Annotated in this window: 14 protein-coding genes and 4 pseudogenes; 11 read left to right on the forward strand and 7 right to left on the reverse strand. The window is 64.9% G+C overall.

Annotated elements, in window-relative coordinates:
* The first annotated feature begins 201 nt into the window (after positions 1-201).
* Positions 202-435, forward strand: coding sequence for a hypothetical protein (locus tag ACFWAY_RS42570; protein WP_378458436.1), 234 nt, complete (start codon positions 202-204; stop codon positions 433-435).
* A 323-nt stretch (positions 436-758) separates the two neighbouring features.
* A complete protein-coding gene (locus tag ACFWAY_RS42575) occupies positions 759-1,826 on the forward strand; it encodes a Glu/Leu/Phe/Val dehydrogenase dimerization domain-containing protein (protein WP_378514738.1) in 1,068 nt (355 codons plus the stop codon).
* A gap of 644 nt (positions 1,827-2,470) precedes the next feature.
* On the opposite strand, the pseudogene ACFWAY_RS42580 reads toward ACFWAY_RS42575, so the two are convergent.
* Both ACFWAY_RS42580 and ACFWAY_RS42585 read right to left on the reverse strand, forming a co-directional pair.
* Positions 2,471-2,710 (reverse strand): annotated as a pseudogene (locus tag ACFWAY_RS42580) (DDE-type integrase/transposase/recombinase); the annotation flags it as partial.
* Between the two features lie 259 nt (positions 2,711-2,969).
* Entirely contained in the window at positions 2,970-3,452 is a 483-nt protein-coding gene (locus tag ACFWAY_RS42585) for a GbsR/MarR family transcriptional regulator (protein ID WP_378514739.1), read from the reverse strand.
* A gap of 131 nt (positions 3,453-3,583) precedes the next feature.
* Here ACFWAY_RS42585 and ACFWAY_RS42590 point away from each other — a divergent pair, with 131 nt between their 5' ends.
* The 3 genes from ACFWAY_RS42590 to ACFWAY_RS42600 are packed head-to-tail and all read left to right on the forward strand — an operon-like array spanning position 3,584 to position 7,764.
* Positions 3,584-5,146: a GMC family oxidoreductase gene (locus ACFWAY_RS42590; protein ID WP_378514740.1), complete on the forward strand. Its 1,563-nt coding sequence runs from the start codon at positions 3,584-3,586 to the stop codon at positions 5,144-5,146.
* A gap of 33 nt (positions 5,147-5,179) precedes the next feature.
* On the forward strand, positions 5,180-6,616 hold the full coding sequence (locus ACFWAY_RS42595) for an aldehyde dehydrogenase family protein (protein WP_378514741.1): 1,437 nt from the start codon (positions 5,180-5,182) through the stop codon (positions 6,614-6,616).
* Positions 6,613-7,764 (forward strand): M20 family metallopeptidase, encoded by a 1,152-nt coding sequence (locus tag ACFWAY_RS42600; RefSeq protein ID WP_378514742.1) that lies wholly within the window; start codon positions 6,613-6,615, stop codon positions 7,762-7,764. The genes ACFWAY_RS42595 and ACFWAY_RS42600 overlap by 4 nt, the downstream gene beginning before the upstream one ends.
* A 266-nt stretch (positions 7,765-8,030) precedes the next feature.
* On the opposite strand, the gene ACFWAY_RS42605 is transcribed toward ACFWAY_RS42600, so the two are convergent.
* Positions 8,031-8,156 (reverse strand): hypothetical protein, encoded by a 126-nt coding sequence (locus ACFWAY_RS42605; protein ID WP_378514755.1) that lies wholly within the window; start codon positions 8,154-8,156, stop codon positions 8,031-8,033.
* A gap of 166 nt (positions 8,157-8,322) precedes the next feature.
* Here ACFWAY_RS42605 and ACFWAY_RS42610 point away from each other — a divergent pair, with 166 nt between their 5' ends.
* The 4 genes and pseudogenes from ACFWAY_RS42610 to ACFWAY_RS42625 all read left to right on the forward strand — a co-directional run.
* Positions 8,323-8,781 (forward strand): hypothetical protein, encoded by a 459-nt coding sequence (locus ACFWAY_RS42610; protein WP_378514753.1) that lies wholly within the window; start codon positions 8,323-8,325, stop codon positions 8,779-8,781.
* 490 nt (positions 8,782-9,271) lie between these two features.
* A pseudogene (locus ACFWAY_RS42615) lies at positions 9,272-9,537 on the forward strand (RNA polymerase subunit sigma); the annotation flags it as partial.
* Positions 9,521-10,618 (forward strand): anti-sigma-D factor RsdA, encoded by a 1,098-nt coding sequence (locus ACFWAY_RS42620; RefSeq protein ID WP_378514743.1) that lies wholly within the window; start codon positions 9,521-9,523, stop codon positions 10,616-10,618. The pseudogene ACFWAY_RS42615 and the gene ACFWAY_RS42620, both read left to right, overlap by 17 nt.
* 14 nt (positions 10,619-10,632) lie before the next feature.
* Positions 10,633-10,768, forward strand: a pseudogene (locus ACFWAY_RS42625) (acyl-CoA desaturase); the annotation flags it as partial.
* A gap of 108 nt (positions 10,769-10,876) precedes the next feature.
* On the opposite strand, the gene ACFWAY_RS42630 reads toward ACFWAY_RS42625, so the two are convergent.
* Positions 10,877-11,584: a cutinase family protein gene (locus ACFWAY_RS42630; protein ID WP_378514744.1), complete on the reverse strand. Its 708-nt coding sequence runs from the start codon at positions 11,582-11,584 to the stop codon at positions 10,877-10,879.
* Between the two features lie 42 nt (positions 11,585-11,626).
* Positions 11,627-11,740, reverse strand: a complete 114-nt coding sequence (locus tag ACFWAY_RS42635) for a DUF2510 domain-containing protein (RefSeq protein ID WP_378458446.1) — start codon at positions 11,738-11,740, stop codon at positions 11,627-11,629.
* Positions 11,741-12,249: 509 nt separating this feature from the next.
* Between ACFWAY_RS42635 and ACFWAY_RS42640 the strand changes: the two are divergent.
* A pseudogene (locus tag ACFWAY_RS42640) lies at positions 12,250-12,576 on the forward strand (DUF4193 domain-containing protein).
* A gap of 1,187 nt (positions 12,577-13,763) precedes the next feature.
* Here the strand turns inward: ACFWAY_RS42640 and ACFWAY_RS42645 are convergent.
* Both ACFWAY_RS42645 and ACFWAY_RS42650 read right to left on the reverse strand, forming a co-directional pair.
* Positions 13,764-14,036: a hypothetical protein gene (locus ACFWAY_RS42645; RefSeq protein ID WP_378459004.1), complete on the reverse strand. Its 273-nt coding sequence runs from the start codon at positions 14,034-14,036 to the stop codon at positions 13,764-13,766.
* A gap of 165 nt (positions 14,037-14,201) precedes the next feature.
* Positions 14,202-14,342, reverse strand: a complete 141-nt coding sequence (locus ACFWAY_RS42650; RefSeq protein ID WP_378459002.1) for a hypothetical protein — start codon at positions 14,340-14,342, stop codon at positions 14,202-14,204.
* 2,106 nt (positions 14,343-16,448) lie between these two features.
* On the opposite strand from ACFWAY_RS42650, the gene ACFWAY_RS42655 reads away from it, so the two are divergent.
* Positions 16,449-17,054: a hypothetical protein gene (locus tag ACFWAY_RS42655; RefSeq protein ID WP_378514745.1), complete on the forward strand. Its 606-nt coding sequence runs from the start codon at positions 16,449-16,451 to the stop codon at positions 17,052-17,054.
* Positions 17,055-18,336 lie beyond the last annotated feature (1,282 nt).

Genomic DNA, 18,336 nt, shown 5'->3' on the forward strand with positions numbered 1-18,336 from the left:
GCACGGCCTTCTCTCGCACCTCGGCTGGATAGACATTCGGCATAAGGATTACCTTCCCAAGAAAGAAGGTGCGCATCAAACCCGGGACGATTCACCGACCGCCATCAGATCCGCCACCGGCACTGCGGCCCGCGGACGCACACAAACGCCAACCCCGAATCCGACAATGTCTGCCACAGCTGCTCACCCGCGAACAACCCCATGCCACCCATTCAACCGCAACACACCGCATGCGGCATCAAGGTCGTCCGGGCCGGTGGCGCGGACACGACCGGGCCGGTGGTGGGCCTGCACATGGTCGCCGACGGCGTCGGCGAACTGATCGGGCGAGGCACAACTGACCGTCGCGTGGGAGGCATTGCCGTAGGACGTGGCGCCCTTCGTCCACGCCCGATGCTCGCGCTCGCCGGTACGCCACTGCACGCACACGGCTGATCGGAACAGGCACCGATCGAGAAGGCCTCTGTCCCTGCAATGGGGCAGAGGCCTTCTCGGCGTCCGATGAAGTGTCTTTCAGGGCAACCTCCCAGAAACAGTCCGAAGACAAAGTGCGCAATAACAGAACTTCTGGAATCAATTTGTATCGAAATACCAACCCTTGAAGACGGAGCACTTCCAAACTAATTACGCTTGTAGACGCATCGACACGAGCGCGTCGGGTTTTCCCAGTGACCAGTTATCGCGGGCCGACAGCGCGCCCAGCATCGATTCCCGAACGCCCACTTTCCCGCGTGGCGACAACATCGAAAGGCACAATCATGAGTTTTGACGACACATTTCGCTGGGACGGGGAGCTGACAGTGACCCGGCATGACCGGAAAACCGGAGCGTCGTTCGTCATTCGCCTCGACTCGACGCGACTTGGACCGGCGGCTGGCGGTACCCGAGCAGCCCAGTACGCGTCCTTCGCCGGCGCCCTCGAAGACGCCGGCAAGCTCGCAGGCGCGATGACGTTGAAGATGGCAGTCAGCAACCTACCCATGGGTGGCGGCAAGTCGGTCATCGCGCTGCCGGCCCCACGCAAGGACATCGACCAGGTCACCTGGGCGCGGATCCTGACTCTGCACGCGGAGAACATCGACAAGCTCAGGGGCAATTACTGGACCGGTCCCGACGTCAACACGAATTCGGCGGACATGGACACGCTCAACGAGACGACCGAGTTCGTCTTCGGCCGCTCCGCCGAGCGAGGCGGAGCCGGTTCGAGTGCGTTCAACACCTCACTCGGGGTGTTCGAAGCGATGAAGGCCACCGCTGCGTACCGCGGGCTGGGAACACTCGACGGCCTCAGCGTGCTGATTCAGGGACTCGGGGCAGTCGGTAGCGGTCTGGCCACTATTGCGTCGGAGGCGGGCGCTCGTCTGTTCGTCTCCGATACCGACCCGGAGCGTTTGGCCAGCGCGGAACAGCTCGGTCACACCGTCGTCGGCGTCGATGCGGTGCTCAGCACACCATGCGACATCTTCGCTCCTTGCGCGATGGGCGGGGTCCTCAACAGTGAGATCGCTTCGGAATTGCCGGCATCCGCTGTGGTCGGCGCCGCCAACAACATCCTCGCCGATGGCGAGGCCGGAGCGATCCTCCATGAACGAGGGATCCTCTACGCCCCCGACTTCGTCACCAACGCCGGCGGGGCGTTCCACCTGGTCGGACGGGAGGTCCTCGGCTGGAACCAGGACACCGTCGAAGAGCACACCCGAGGCATCGGCGACACTCTCACCGAGGTGTACTCGATCGCTCAAATCGAAAACACGACTACCGATCAGGCCGCACGGATCCTGGCCCGCCGCCGCGTCGATACGGCGAACGTGACGGTCCCCGCGTAGCCACCGAAGCCGGCCGGCATCAGGTGCCCACCTACACTCCCTGCCGCCGACCTTTCCGAGGCAAGCAGCTGGAAAGAAAAGAGCGGACAATGCCCACTCCCCCAACTGCCACATCTCCCGGCACCGACGCGGTGACCACATCGGTCGCCCGTCATCTCACCCGCGGCCGCGAACGCGAGTTCGTCGACTGGACCGAAACTGGAATGGCGATCGTGGGCACCTTCCCCGTTTTCTCGGCGGCGGCTGGCTACGATCACCGCGCAATCCGCACGAATACCACGTGCTCTACCGGTTTGTAACGAGGCCGAGTTGAACGACTGGCTCTCCTCACCGCTGCATAAAGCGTGGCACTCGCGTGGATTCGGTGGCCGTCGACCACCGAATCCACCGCCTGACTGGAATCGAGGGCTGGTTCGAGCAAACTTCAACGAACACCTGAGCACCCGCAGTCGCCGCCACCACGATGGAAACAAGCCCTCATGGTAGGCAGCGCTTCTACACTCAGCCTGGCGCTCAACGCCTTTCTAGTACCGCAAGCAGTGACGTGGAACGTTGGCCGCCAGGACGTTCCTGTCCGTCGCCATCGCCACCCCCATCATGATCTATGTACTCCTGCCGTTCATCACACCTACCTATCTCAGTGGCTACACAAGACGTGAACCAGACGGTGTAGTCGCGGTCCGGCGTGAAAGCACAGACCACCCGTTGTCGGAGTGAAAGATTGCGCCGTCCAACCCGGCGGCGCCGCGCACGGCGGCGGCCGCCTGCAGCGCGTCGGCGACCAGCCCGGTGCGCATGTGGTCGGCGATCGACCAACCCGCCAAAAGTTTCGAATTCAGTTCTAACACCGTTGCCAGGTACAGGAATTGATCGTCACCCAGCGGTGCAATCCCACACTTCGCCTGCGGATAACGCTCGACCAGGCACACCACTTCAGTCGGTCAGTAAATTTTGCCGTCAGCACGTCGGCGACGACACCGCCCGCGCGCTCGTCACCGTAGATCGATCCGATCATAGGGAGCGGCGCCCCGGCGACTCGTACGGATCGATGGGCACATCAGGTCTCGAGTGACGATCGCCTGGGGAGCTGGCTGGTTGTCGGCCCATTGAGTTCTGTCGCGTCCCATCGAAGCCAGCCGTTCGTCACTGTCCCGCCCCGAACTGTGACGTGTATTCCGTGAGGAGCATCTCGAGTCGGCTGACCATGAAGCTGTAGTACTCGTGCATTGCGTGGAAGCGGGCGCGCTGTTCTGACGGAAGGGTGCTGCCGCGGATTTGGGCACTCTCCGCCAGCGCCAGCAGTTCGGTGGTCTGCTCGAGCTGGTGCTGTAAGCATCCGATCCAGGCATCGTCGCGCCATCGGTAGACGAACTGGCGACTTCCCGGCTCTTTGAATCGTTCCACGGTGCCGGTGGTGATGAGCAACCGGGTTGTCTCGGATACCGATCCCTTGCTCGCATCGAGCGCATCCTGCAGTTGCGACATGGTCATCGGAGCCTCGCTGAGCATCAGCACTCCCGCGGCTCGACCCGCCATGGGGGGCCAGCCCATCGCACCGCCGATATGCACACCGAAGTCCTCGATGAGGGAAACCTTCTCTCCGCTGTCGCTGCCGTCGACGGACACCGCCACCTCCATTCGGTCAGAAAAAAATGAATATTCACTATTGACTGAACTCTTCGTGTGCAGAATCATACTCGGCAGGACCCGGGCGCTTCCGGAGACCTCATTCGCGCAACTCGTTACGGAGGTTTGTTGTGACCGAGACAGGCTGGGACGTCATCGTGGTGGGTGCAGGTTCGGCGGGGGCCGCGCTCGCGGTCCGTTCCGCGGATAAAGGCAAGCGGGTGCTGCTCCTCGAGGCGGGACCGGACTATCGCTCGGCGCATATGCACCAGGCGTGGCGGTCGCCCAACCCGATCAGGGCGTTGCTCGACCCGACGGCGACCGAAAATCTGGTGTGGACGGGGCTCGATGCGGCACGGACCGAGAAGCAAGCGCCTGCGCCCTATTGGCGAGGTAGAGGGGTCGGCGGCAGCTCATCGATCAATGGACAGATCGCGATTCGTCCCCCGATGGAGGACTTCGACGATTGGGTCAGCTGGGGTTGCGTGGGTTGGGGGCCCGACGACGTCCTGCCATACTTCGCCAAGCTCGAGGACGACGAGGAGTACGGCGACGAGGCCTATCACGGCCGGGGTGGGCCGACCCCGATTCACCGCATGCCACAAGAGAAGTGGGGATCCGTTGATACCGCGCTGTGCAGGGCTGCCCTGTCTGCCGGTCATGCTTGGGCCGCGGACGTCAATGCCCCCCACGCGATGGGGGTCTCGCCGTACCCGATCAACTCGCGGTCCGGCCGGCGGGTGTCGGTCAACGACGCCTACCTCGAGGCCGCTCGCGAGTCCTCGACCCTGACGATCCGTGGCGATGCCCTGGTCGACCAGGTGATCTTCTCCGGAGACCGCGCGATCGGTGTCCGGATCATCGTTGACGGCACCGTTGCGACGGAGCACGCCGACGAGGTGATACTGAGCGCCGGAGCGGTCCACTCTCCGGCAATTCTCCTGCGGTCCGGAATCGGTCCGTCCGGACATCTGCGTTCGTTGGGGATCGAGGTGCGCCAAGACCTTCCGGTCGGGCACGGTCTGCAAGACCATCCGATGGCGGTGGTGTCGATTCCTCTGATCGACGGGGCCGGGATCCAGAGCCCGGACGATCGGCACACCAACGTCTGTGTCCGCCACACCAGCAAGCCCGACGCTCCCGCCGGCGACATGATGTTCGTGTCACAAAATCAGAATGTCGTTGCCATGGCCAATCCTGATATGCGCGCGTTGGCAGGTGCGTTCGGCGTCTGGGTGAATAAGGCGTACTCCCGCGGCGTGTTGACGCTGGCCTCGGCCGACCCGGCGGATCACCCTCAGATTCACTCCCGGATGCTCTCCGACGAGCGGGACCTGTCCCGTTTGCGCGACGGGATACGCGACCTGGTCGAACTCGCTCGTGACCCGGCGGTCGCCGCCATCACCCATGGGCCGCTCGAGACCGAGAACAGGGCCCTGTTCTCGGTGCTCGACAGTGACAGCGAACTCGACGACCACTTGCTCGCAACCGTGAGCGATGTTCAGCACGCCACCAGTACCTGCCGGATGGGGGCAACCGGGAACGCGGACACCGTGGTCGACCCGTCCTGCCGGGTCCTCGGAGCCGACAGGCTGCGGGTGGTCGACGCGTCGATATTCCCGTCCGTCCCGCGGGCCAACACCAACCTGACGGCGATCATGGTCGGCGAGCTCATGGCCGACCGTATCCGCTGAACTCGACATCACAAGGAAGGCAACACTGTTCGTATGAAGACCTTACAGAACTTTATCGGTGGAAAATGGGAGGACTCCCAGAGTTCGACGCTGCATGATCTGGTGAACCCCGCCACCGAAGACGTGATCGCACGCTACCCCGGCGGAACGCCCGACGACGTCGACCGCGCCGTCGATGCTGCAGTGGAGGCGCAGCCTGGGTGGGCGGAGCTGCCGGTCGCTGAACGCGTGGAACATCTGACCCGGTGGGCCGCGGAGATCGCCGAGCATGCCGAGGAACTCGCGGAGCTCGAATGTCAGGAAATGGGGAAACCGGTCGCCCTCGGTAGATCCTTCATCGACGGCGGTGTCCAGGGGCTTCGGGCCGCGCTCGACGATGCCCTGACCTATCCCTTCGTCGAAACCCTCCCCGGCGCGGACGGCGGCGGCGGAACGACGATCCTGCGTCACCCCCTGGGCGCCACCGCCGTCATCACCCCGTGGAACTTCCCCGTACCGATGGTGCTGGGTGCTCTCGGGCCGCTCCTCGCCTCGGGCAACACCGTCGTGGTCAAGCCGTCCGAACGATCACCACTCTCCACCGCCCGGCTGTTCGAGTTGTCGACGTTGCCTCCGGGCGTGGTCAACCTCGTCCTCGGTGACGCCCGGGCGGGGGCACCGCTGGTCGAGCATGGGCAGATCCGGCTGGTGCACTTCACGGGGTCCGTCGAGGCAGGCCGCCGGATCGGCGCGCGAACCGGTGGGCGGTTGTGCCGGTCGATCCTCGAACTCGGCGGCAAGGACCCAGTCGTCGTCGACGCCGGTGTCGATCCTGTCGCAACCGCCGCCGCGATCGCCTTCGGCGCGTTCGTCAACACCGGGCAGATCTGCACGTCCATGGAACGCATCTATGTCCACCAGGACATCGCCGAGGCGTTCGTCGACGCACTGGTCGACGCTGCGTCCACCTATGCCCTCGGTGACGGCCACGACGCCGAAACCGTACTGGGGCCGTTGGTCGATGCAGGCCAGCGCGATATCGTCCATCGGCACGTGACCGACGCCGTCGAGCGCGGCGCTCGCGTCCGCATCGGCGGCGTAATCCCGAAGCGGAAGGGGTTCTTCTACCCGGCGACCGTCCTCACCGACGTCGACGACTCCATGCTCGTGATGACCGAGGAAACGTTCGGCCCCATCGCCCCGGTCGTTGTCGTCTCCTCATTCGAGGAGGGACTCGAGCGCGCCAGTTCGTCGCGCTTCGCTCTCGGCGCCACCGTCTACACGCACAACCCCGACCACGCCGCCGCGTCTGCCGGCATCCCTGCCGGGGTGACCTGGATCAATCAGTGGCAGGGCGGTGGCCCGGAGAGGCTCTATGAGCCCGCGGGCGACAGCGGCATGGGCGCAACCGGCGCCCGAGCGGCGTATGACGCCGCGACCCGTCCCGCAACGATTCACACCGCTCCGGCAACGGTGTCCACGCTCTCATGACAGCACCTGCCGCTGGAGCGAAAGCTGCTATCGAGCAGAGGATTCGACGATACGAACGGACGCTCCTGAAGTTGTCTCACCGCATCCACGCGAACCCTGAATTGGGATTTCACGAACACCGAGCCAGTGAGTGGGTCGCCGACGAACTCAGCGGCGGGGGCTTCGAGGTGCAGCACGGCTGCTACGGACTACCCACGGCGGTGCGCGCCACGATCGGATCGGGTCCGGTGCACGTCGGAATCTGCGCCGAATACGACGCCCTCCCCGAAATCGGGCACGCATGCGGTCACAACATCATCGCCGCAGCCGGCGTCGGTGCCGCCCTCGGTCTGGCCGACCTCGTCGACGACGTGGGGTTGACCGTCACACTCCTCGGCACCCCTGCCGAAGAGGGCGGCGGCGGGAAGATCCTCATGCTCGAACGCGGTGCCTTCGACGGGCTCCACGCCGCGATGATGGTCCACCCCGCCGCCGTCGAGATGGCGGCGATGCCCGGCACGGCTATTTCCCAGTTCGAAGTTGCGTACAAAGGCAAGCCCGCCCATGCCGGGGCCTATCCCGAACTGGGGGTCAACGCTGCCGACGCGATGCTCATCGCGCAGGTAGCGATAGGCCAACTGCGACAACAAACTCGCGGAACCGACCGGATTCAGGGCATCGTCACCGATGCCGGCACCGCCGTCAACGTGATCCCCGATACTGCGGCCGGACGCTGGATCGTCCGCTCCGAGACCGCCGAGGCACTCGCCACGCTCACTGCGCGCGTGAAACGCTGCTTCGAGGCCGGGGCGCTGGCCACCGGATGTGCCATGTCGATCACTCCCACCGGACCGGACTACGCAGACTTGCGCCCGGACGCCACCCTGCTTGCTCGATACCGCGCCAACGCAGAAGCCCTCGGTCGCAGCTTTCCTGATCTACCGGACGCAATGAAGGGTGCAGCGACCGACATGGGCAACGTCTCTCACACCGTGCCCACCATTCACCCCATGCTCGGCCTGGACTGTCATCCCGCGGTCAACCACCAACCTGAATTCGCCGCCGCCTGCATCGGCCCGGCAGCCGACAGAGCCGTTCTCGACGGCGCTATTGCAATGGCCTGGACCGCAGTCGATTTCGCGGCACAGCATCCGGCGAATCCTCACTGAATCAGCGCCGCCCGGGGCCGATCAGGCACGACACCGCCGCGAAAACATTGCTCCGGAGAACTTGTGGTCAGGACGACCGGTCTCGTGACTGTGCACTTCAGGCAAGTACCGACGTCGCGTTGATCCCACCCATAACCACCTACACACCCGCCCGGGACCCCCGAACAGCAGGGAATTCAGCAGCGGTTCGCGTCGCTCGCGGCGACGCCTGGGGAGGGAGTGCGTCATGGTGTTCGAGAGATTCTCCGATCTAGCCCGCCACGTGGTCACCCCACGCCGCCGGAGCCGCCCGCACACACCACCAGAACTGCGTCGGCACCGAACACCTGCTCGCCCCAGATCCTCGACGCCGGCGGCCCCGGAGCGGCAGCGCTGCCCTCATGGGGTGTCACCGCGCCAGCCCTCGAGAGCAAGCTCGACGACATCAGCGCACGAGCGGGCTCCGCCCCAGCATCTGGGCACCTCCCGATCACCGGCGAAAACGAAAACGGTTCTCGAGGCGGCCTGCGCCAGACCGCCCTGCTCGGGCACGAAGAAATCGGCACCGACCACCTACTCCTGGCCCTGCTCGACGACCACGCCTCCACCTGCGCTCAAATCCTCATCGACCTCGCACCCCTCAACATCAGCGAGATGCGCGAACACCTCCAGCACCAACTGGCCCGGCAGGCCCACCCCCACCCCTCCCACCGCATACCCATCCGGCTCAGCGACGACGAATACACCCGCGACCACACCGCCGGCCAGAACCTGAAACCTCCGGTCCACGACCGCATCCACCGACGCACTCGAACAACCCGAATAGCAGGTTCAGTCGGGGGTGGAGAACAACTCCATAGCGATCATGAACCACGCCACCAACGCCGCCATCGGCACAAACGCCAGCACACACGGAAGAGCGAATTGCCGGGCGGGCCGCCACGGAACCGACACCAACCCGCACGCCACCACCACAAGGGCCGGTGCCGCAGCTCACCCAATACCCGACCGGCGGCGGATCAGACCCGAACGAAGTGAACGACCCATGCGGATACACCCGCGGCTGCGGAACATCGACGTAGTGCTGCCACAAGATCACCGCCGGCAGATAACAGAAGAACCCCAGCAGCAGACCCGCGCACACGCCCAGCGAAATCCGCCAACCCCTCCCCGGCCCCGCCGTTGTCCCCTCGTCCACACCACCCATCATCCGCAACACGCCTCCCGATCACATTCGGGACGTGTCACCTTAGGTCGACCTTAGCGCCGTGCGGCAACTGCTGAGCCTCGCCGAGTACCGGCCGCTAGTGGGATAATCCCACTAGGAGGATCGTCCACCCCGAAGACGATGCCCCTGCAAAAACGTCGACCCCGGCCCAGGGCCTCAGGACCGCCCGAGTGGGCCGGGGTCGGCCCAAAGAGGACGGGTGCGGTCATGCGGCAACCGACCGCGTGCGGACCGACACCGGGGAACCCACAACCAACGTGGAGGGCTCCGATTTCGTGTCGCTCTTCTCTGACATGCGGTAACAAGTCGGAGCCCGTCACCGACGTACTAGATGTCGTAGTCAACGATGACGGACCCGAACAGCGGGCGCTGGACTCGAAAGGCGAGCAGGCAGATGAACGAACTGCTGAGCACGCTGGCGGCACCGGGAGATCTTGATCCTCCGCCTCGTGGTCGGTATGTCAGCAGAGGAGACGGCTGCGGCCGTGGGTAGTACCGCGGGAGCAGTCCGCGTGGCTCAACACGAGCCATCGCGGGTGACGAGGGCAGGTGAGAGGTTTGGCTAGGGGCATCAAGCGCAACGGCAATCCCGATGCCGATCTCCCAGGAGACGACGCACCGGTGGACGTCGCGGCAGTGCGCCGCGACGACGCGCTGATCGACGCGATCGCCGGTGGCGGTCCCGTCGCGACGGATTCGCCGGAACAGGACCAGCTCGCGCTTCTGCTGACCAATTGGCGCGCCGACATCGTCGCGACGCCGATGCCGACCGGGCCGCTGCTCGACGACGTGATCGCGGCCATCGACGCCTCGGACACCCGTTCCGCACGCAGCGCTGCCCGCGGCAAGCTCCGTCTGTTGCGACCCATCGCCGGCGCTGCCGCCGCGATCGCGGTCGTCATGGGTGGTGCTACCATCTTCTCGTACAACGCCGCACCCGGCGATCCGCTGTGGAGCGTCAAGTCGGTCGTGTTCAGCCAGCAGGCCAATTCGACCGTTGCGCAGATCGACACCACATCACAGCTGCAGGAGGCCGAGCGGCTGATCGCAGCGGGCGACGCGGAGGCGGCGAAGAACATGCTCGCCGGCGCCGCCGACCGTGTCGGCGGGGTACGCGACTCCGACATGCGCAACGAACTCGACGTGTGGCGTGCGAAGCTCGCCGCGGAGGTCGAGAAGATAGCTCCCACCACCACGCCGCCGGCGACGACGCCCGGTACCACCACCACCGGCGCGCCGACGCAGACCGCCGAGTTGCCGGCCACTGTGCCGGGGACACCCGGTTCCACGACGACTCCGGGAGTCGAGCAACTGCCGGGAACCCTGCCCACGGATCTGCAGATTCCCGGACTGCCGCCCACTTCACTGCCGCCGCTACCCACGACGACGCTCACGCTTCCGCCCGAGACGTTGCCGTCCACCAGCCCTGAACCCCCCATCACGATGGTCCCGCCTCCGCAGCCGCCCCTGCCTGTGCCGTCGGACAACCCGACCACGCAACCACCCCCGCCTACGCCGTCGGACAACCCGACCACGCAACCACCCCCGCCTACGCCGTCGGACAACCCGACCACGCAACCACCCACCCAGCAGCCGCCGCCGGAGCCTTCCTCGGCGCCGCTCCTGCCGCCAGTCCCGACCAGCTGAGAACTCGGCGGCCGCGCGCGATGCTCTTCGGCTCCAGGCAGGCGCTCACTGTGGGTGCTGGGCACCGGGATGCTCTCGTTGTCGAGGATCATCGAGAACATGGAGCTTGGGCACAACGTGATGCACGGGCAATGGGACTGGATGGACGACATATCGAGTGTGCTGCGTCCGACATCGGTGTCGCCGGTCGGGCTCCGGCGCGGCCGACGAGCGCCAGCCCGATCCTCAATGAGGCGATGCACCAGGCACGCGGACCGGCTAGAGGCGAGCGGCGGCGAACTGTGCAGCCGTGATGGTCATCCCGTTCGCGGGATACAACGCGTGCACGACATTGGGGCGTCCCAGAGGGGCACCATCGCAGATGTTGTCGCCGGGAGCGCACAAATCGATTGTCTTGGGGCCGAATAGCGGCCCGACAACAATCGGCGGACTGCCTGCATCACGCATAAACCGATCCGAGGGTTTTCCGAAGAAGACGACCGCGGCAACGTGGCTCGCCACATCCGGCGACAACGGCCCGGGTAGGCCTAGCTCAGTAGGTAATCCGGCTGAATTTCCGTCCGCGGTGACAAACCCTGCCACAGCCGCGCCCTGAGAGTAACCGCCGACCACCATCCTCGTGTTGGGGCAGCTTGTCGCCATGAACTGAATCCGAGAATGCATGTCCCGCATCCCGTCGACGAAGGTGTGGACAAACGCTTGCCTGTCATCAAAATTGCTACCGGCAGGGTAGTTAACGGCGTACACCCCGATCGACCGCGCGCCCGCGAACAAGCGCAGCGATTCGACGAATGAGAGTCCTGTGATGCCCACGCCATCCGGTTGATCGGTACCCCGGGCGAACGCCACCTCGACATCGGGACATGGCTGGGCGGATGCGGGCGGGGGTTCGAAGGGTACGCCGAGCAGCGCTGCAAACGTCAGCATCGCCGTGCACAGGAATCGAGCGAGCGTGCGTGTCGCCATGAGGTAAACACTACATTCAGCAACGACACGAACATGCTATCTTTACCGACCCTGGGAAACTCTGGGGTGGGTGTGCCCCGTGCGCTGGTGACCGTCCCAGTACCGATCGAGGGCAGGGTCGTAGGGATCGGGGTGCGAGCCGGCGGGAGCGTTCATGGCGATCCGCTCTCGGGGACCTTGTCCGCAGGAACGTCGTACGGGGCGATTGGTGCGTTACAGCCGCGATCTCCGAACGGGAACCAGCGGACAGTTCACCCTGGCGCGGCCTGTGTACTGCTGTCCTCCAGTCCGTGGGTTACGCAACCTGGACGCGTGCGTCCGGTTGGGTGAGAGCCGGGGAGAGCTGGCCGCACTCCCGGTCGCCGCCGCGGCTACGACCGGACCTGGCACCATCGTCGTGGTGTTGCGCGCTTACTGGGGCTCGGATGGCGGAGTCGATTTGGTACCGGTGAGGCGTCGGGTACACCGAACTGCCAGCCCACTTCGTGACAACAACGCATCCGCATCGGCACGGGGCACGTCCGACAAGAGCGCGCCCGTCACACCCGACGTACCCGTCTCGCGGCCCCGACCCCGACGCCGACGCCGACGCCGAGAGCGTGACGCGGCACCGGACCCCCTAGTCCGGCGGGTCCGAACACCCAGTGCATGAGGAACGAACAGTCATGGCCACCGACTACGACGCGCCGAGAGTCACCGAATCCGATGAGACGGACGCGTCCCTCGAACAGCTGACCGCAAGCCGGAAAGACACCTAGTCCCCCGTCGTCGACGTCGAGGACACCGACACCGCCGAATCCTTCAAACTGCCCGGTGCCGACCTGTCCGGTGAAGAACTCACCGTCCGCGTTGTCCCGAAGCAGGAAAATTAATTTACTTGCACCAGTTGCTCTTTGGTCCGCCACCGCAGCCGACTCGCTGACGCTGCGCAGCGGATCTGCCGGGACTGCGCCCGAGAAATCGATACACCCGGACGCGCGGACATCTCCTAGCTCTTCGAAACATGTTGCGCCCTTTGAGGTCACCACCTGACCGAAGTCGTCACCGCGGCATGAAACCGCAACAGGCACCAAACACCCATTGAGACATTGGCCTGCGAGCTCCTCCAACGGGCCGTAGACGGCACACACCACCGGGTCAACACCGCCCGGCTCCCCCCGGTCAGCTCCAGGGCTGTCACGACACCGGTGTGCCGCTTTCGGGGCGATCGCGTCGGTACTGCTCGGCGATCTCGTCGCCGTCCCGTGCCAGCCAGGTCAGCGCTCCCCCACTTCATCCCCAGCCAAGAGCAGGTCCGCCCATCGGCACTGCGGCCCGCGGACGCACACCAACGCCAACCCGGAATCGGACAACGTCTGCCATAGCTGCTCACCCGCGGACGACCCGCTGCCCCCCATTCAACCGCAACACACCGCATTTACCCGAGGTCCAGACCAACCAGTCCGACCTCGAACACCCGCACCCCACCACCGGGCGCTGTGCACCACACGCCGACGATCTCTTTGCTCGGTCAGGCACCGAATCCGCCGCCCCGAACCAACGCCCGGAGTCGAATGCGCGTTTCTTGAGCGGGTGAGCTTGCACCGCCGGCCGCCGGCCGTAGATTCGGACAACCCGAGAAAAGCATGTGGCGTGGGTCACATTTCGACGATCGGGGCGGGCGGCGGATCTACCATTTCCTCGCATCGGAACACGAAGGAGCAGGTCGATAATCCGATACTGCGCCAGCCAAACCTCCATCGACTAGGAGGGATTGGCGAACACCGTTCCGCCGACATCCGCAAATCCGGTCGACAATTTCACACGCCGCCGCACGCCTGAGGAGACATCAGCGAAGCCACCCACCCACGTACACCAACGCGGAACCGCACCGCCCGACTGGCGCGCACCCCTTCCCGGACGCGCACCGCGTGACGAGCGCGGTCAGGGCTCACGCGGCGGGTACCTGTTGCACGTCCCGGCGAGGCCCGGCCGGAGCGGACTACACTCCGACCGGGCCGCTTCGGCTCACCTGGGCTTCACCGCATCTCCGGCGACCCCGGGCGCGTATGCCACAGCGGCCGAGATAGTTTCATCTTCCGCTGATACTCGAGCCGCAGACTCGACGTCGAGGGCTCAGCCCGCCCCGCACTGACAACCGCGAACCAACACCCTCGCCCGCCTGCTTACGTCGTCGCCCTCACCCGACACAGATCAGTACACCCACGACCGCTACCGCAACCAGCGAGGCGCCGCCGCAGATCAACCACGCCCGCGTTGCCAACTGCCGCCACCGATCGCACCTCTCGTGCACGTCCGCGGCCGATCCCCGTGGGTTCAGATCGGACGCTTGGGACTCCGAGACACGGCGGACCTTCGCGTCCGCTCGTGCCGCCACACCGAACGAGACGGGGACCACCACCAATGCGACCACCAGTAGACCAACCATCGCGCCCATGCCCGTCCCGAACACTGTCATTCCTTCCACACCAACAGGCGTCCGTTACAGGTACCGCGCGTTGATCACCGGCGACGCGGAGCCATGAGCACAACCACGCCCCTGTCAGCTCTATCGCCGAACTGCCACCGAGTGTTTCACTCGCCGGGAATCGGCGGCGGACCATGAGTCGCCGCGGGCCTACACGCCAGGCATCGGGAACTTCCACACCGCCACCACAACCACGCCCATGATGAGCCCGGCGTACAGAACAGTGCCAACCACACCGACCCGCAACGTATTCAGCAGACTGGAGCCCAGGTACCCGGCGATCCGTGCCATGACAACTCTTCTCTCACGTACAGATATTCTCGACTGCCACGTCGATGACGCGCACCAACTACCTTGGACCGACTTCGACACCTGCACATCGGCCGAAATACCTACACCCAGTCCCGTATTTGGGTCTGGAGGTTTGGGTCTCGGCTCAGGGTTGCAACCGAACATCCCCGAGCGCCAGGCTTCTCCCACAAATTTGGCTGTGTTCTACGTCACACAGCCGGTGCCCGAACCGTGTTGCCCAAGCATTTCGCTGCACCAGCACAAATCGTGCGGGGGTGCCGACCCGGCCGCCGGCACTGATCCGACTGGGCCGTTGGCCATCAGCCACAACGGTAGGTGAGCAACTCGCCGCACATACTCGATTCCGCAGAACAGCTACGAGCACTGCTGGGAGACGCTGCAGCACAGAACAATCGGCGTCCCGATCGATACGGGATTCTCACGCAATCATTCGATGCCGAAATCCACTCGCATTGCTGTGGCGAAGGAGAACACACCAATTCCGGCAGTACCACCCCTGCCGCAGGCTCGCGCCGATCGCGACTGGGCAACTCCCACCGGATCGTGCACGCACCGCAAGGAAGCGTCGAGATCACACTTACTGGTCGGTTATTCAGCGGTGCTGAAATAATGCAATGGCGTGGATCACACTCCCTGGACTTCCGGGCTCCGGCTCACGAAGATCATTGATGCGCTGCTCGTTACTACGTGCAGGTTGTCCGTGTAGCGCCCCTGCCAGCTGATATACATCGTTGGCGGGGGCTGCGCTTGGCTGCGCCTCAACACATCTACCGGTCCGCCGCCCCTGTGGGCATCTCCGACGCGGCGACCTCGGCTGACGTGTCACCCTCGGAGCGAGTCACCGTCGCCTCCCATCTCGTTCGTCCATTTCTGCGCACTCATCCTCGGCGCCGCCCTTCGCCGCCCGGACACGACGCAGACCATCGGCACACCCGAGCTCGGCAGACCGCTTCCGACTCGCACGCGAACCACGTTGTCACCAGTCATAGTCAGCCGTTTCGGACCGTCACGGCGCAGAGCGAATATCGACGACCGGCCTCGGGTGGTGCTGTAGACGCAGCATAGCGCGGTATCGGCGCGGATCGTTGTGATCAGGGCAGCAGGCAACGGTTGGCGGATCCGGGTAGGTCTCTCCGATTCAGTCCTGCGTCAGGTCGTCGGCCATGTCCCGCAGATCCTGCTCGAGAGTGCGAAAAGCACTCCCGGCCGAACCCCTGCCCGGGGCATTACCCCGTGACTTCCAGGCGTGGGCAAAACGCACCAGGATCGGCATCGCGGAGCCGGAGAAGGAAAATCAACCAGGTTGGATCTCGACCCTACGGACAGCCCCGGGCACAAAGATGGGTATGCCTACCGGCCGTTCTACCGTCACCGGAGGGACATCTCGCGAGGAGTGTGGAAGTCGAACAACCCACGAACCCTGCAAGCCGAGGCCCCCGATGCACGATCAGCTCCACCGCGATCAGCTCCACCGCTCCCCCCTCGTCGCACGCGACTGCTTCACCATCCGCCACTGCGATCAGTGCCACACCACGCTCACCGCCGACGCGTCCACGTGCTCATCGTGCGGCAGCACCGAACTGAGCAAAGTTCCCTCGTCGGGAACGCCGCGATCGTGTCGTGGACCGTCGGGCATACGCCTGGGTCGACGACTCCCCCACACGCGGTGCCCGGGGCAAGATCCGCGTCCGCTATGACCGGATGATCGTGGGCGAGCCGTATCCGCTGCTGGTGCGGTTCTCGTTGTCGCTAATCCCGCCACCGATCCGTGTGCACTGCCGCCGACCGCGCCGTTCTTCCGCAGCGTTGCCTGTGCCCCGACGGCCTTGCCGAAGGCCGTGCCTGACGCCAACAGCGATCGGCAGATAGGGTCCTGCTACTTCCGGACCCCGACAGTCAGCCGTGGAGAGATCGTCGAGTCGAGCCCAGCTCGACCACCAAACAAAGAGCGGCCTACAGATAGCCCCTCGACGCCGCGAAGAAGAGAGAACTCAATTGAGAAGGCTTTACGGTTTTCTTGCGTGTCTAACAGTCACCCTCGGCGCATTCCTTGTCGACACGCCGGCGGCATCAGCCACCGGTGTCGTGTCCAACGGCATCGCATGGACCGACGACCTGAACCCGGTGCCGCACCCGCCCGGCATCATCGAGTTCTGCACGATGGGTGTCGTGGGTACCGACTGGCTCGGCAACAAGATCGGTATCTCCGCCGCCCACTGTGTCGACGGCACACCCGACGGTGCACCCGTCTACCGCTATGCACCGACCGGACCGCGGGAACACATCGGGAACATCGCGTACCGCAGTCCCGGCGGCGGGATCGGCGTCGACTGGGTGGTCATTTCCCTCAACGCTGACGCGACACTCACATCGAATGGTCCCAGTGCCCGGGTCGACGGAATCGGCGCCGCCGACCCGGTCGGCCCCCACTGCAAGGACGGGGCCGGTACCGGCGTCCATTGCGGGTCGATCACCGCGCAGAACACGACACGCTTCTACAGCAACGCCCAATCAGGCGGTGGCGACTCCGGTGGTCCCGTACTTCAGAACAACACCGAGATCGTGGGCATGGTCCGCGGATTCGACACTGCGCTGTTCGCGTTCGAATACATCAAGTTCGCTGCCGTCCTCGACGGCATCAACGCCCAACCCAACCCTGTCGGTAAGGGCTTCGTCGTCACCAACAGCTAAGCCACCACCCAGGCACCCACCAGGGCTGAGAAAACGTAGCGGACTCTGGTCGGGTAGTACAGCGGGCTACCACATCTGCTGCACAATCAGCCACAGCCATTCTCGGACAGGTTGGGGAAACGGGCAGTAATACAGCCACCAATTGTCCATTGTCCATCCTTCCGCGTGGGCGCCCCGGCGGTCCGTCGATCATACGTCCGACATCTCGACAACCACGAGGTCGAATAATCGGTGCACACGCCGTCGAGTTCGACTGGCAGGTGTTCGTGCAAGTGTTCAGCTGCGGCTGCGTCCGTCTGCACCGCAGGTCCGGCCTGCGCGTTCGTGCCACAGGCCGAATGGCAATCGACATCCCCGTTTCCGTGTCGGTTTCCCGATCTCGTGTCGATAGGTTCGCCCGACCTCGAGATCTCGTCGACGGGCCGTAGTTGGACGGGACCCTATCAAGATCGGGTCGCGCCATCGCGGAAGTAGGTCGACTGCACCTCGCGTGACCGAACCGACCGGGCGCCTGTGGTCTCGAGCGGCGCTGAAGGGACCGTCCAGACCTGTGACGGCAGACGTCCGCCGGAGGCGCCGAAACAACCACCGGTCGATGCGCCAGGCGACCTTCCGCGCGTAGAACTGGCCGGTGCGGGAGCGCCCGAAGTAGGTGTAGGTGTGGAGGCGGTCGGGATCGCCAACACATCTCGCCACACCACCCGCACCACCGTGCACCGACCCTCGGTCGCGTCGTCGAGCATCCGGCCCAACCCCGCCCGCTGCCCCCGCGGACTCGAGCCGCGATCCATGCAGACCCCGATACGCCTCACCAGTAGCGCTGCCCCGCAACATCTTTTCCCGATTGGCCATCGACGCCTCTTGTCATGTCGGGCCACCACGCCCGGCAATACACTGCCCCCCCGGTGTCGCTCCCGCACACTCCCATCCGGGCCTGCCCGATAGATAGGAGTCGAGGTCCGCGCGGTCAAGGATTCGGTGACCCGAACTGGCGCGCCCAGAGGGCAACCGGCCCTCCCGTGCCGTCTTGCACACCCCAACCACCGACATCCCAAGTATTCCCGTGGCCTCACCAATTCATACCGGCAGACAGTGTCAGAACCTATTGATTAGTGTTAGATATGTCGGTAACAGCTGAAAGCCTCCGGCTCAGAAACTTGGGGACGGCAACATGTTGGTGCCCGCACCGGGCGGACCGTCGGTGACCCGACGGACCTACTAGAATCTGCGCTGCCAGCACGGCGTGTGGGTCTGATCGGCTATTTCTGCCAAGGCCGCAAGA

The sequence above is a fragment of the Rhodococcus sp. NPDC059968 genome, from assembly GCF_042738615.1.
Lineage (GTDB): Bacteria > Actinomycetota > Actinomycetes > Mycobacteriales > Mycobacteriaceae > Rhodococcus_F.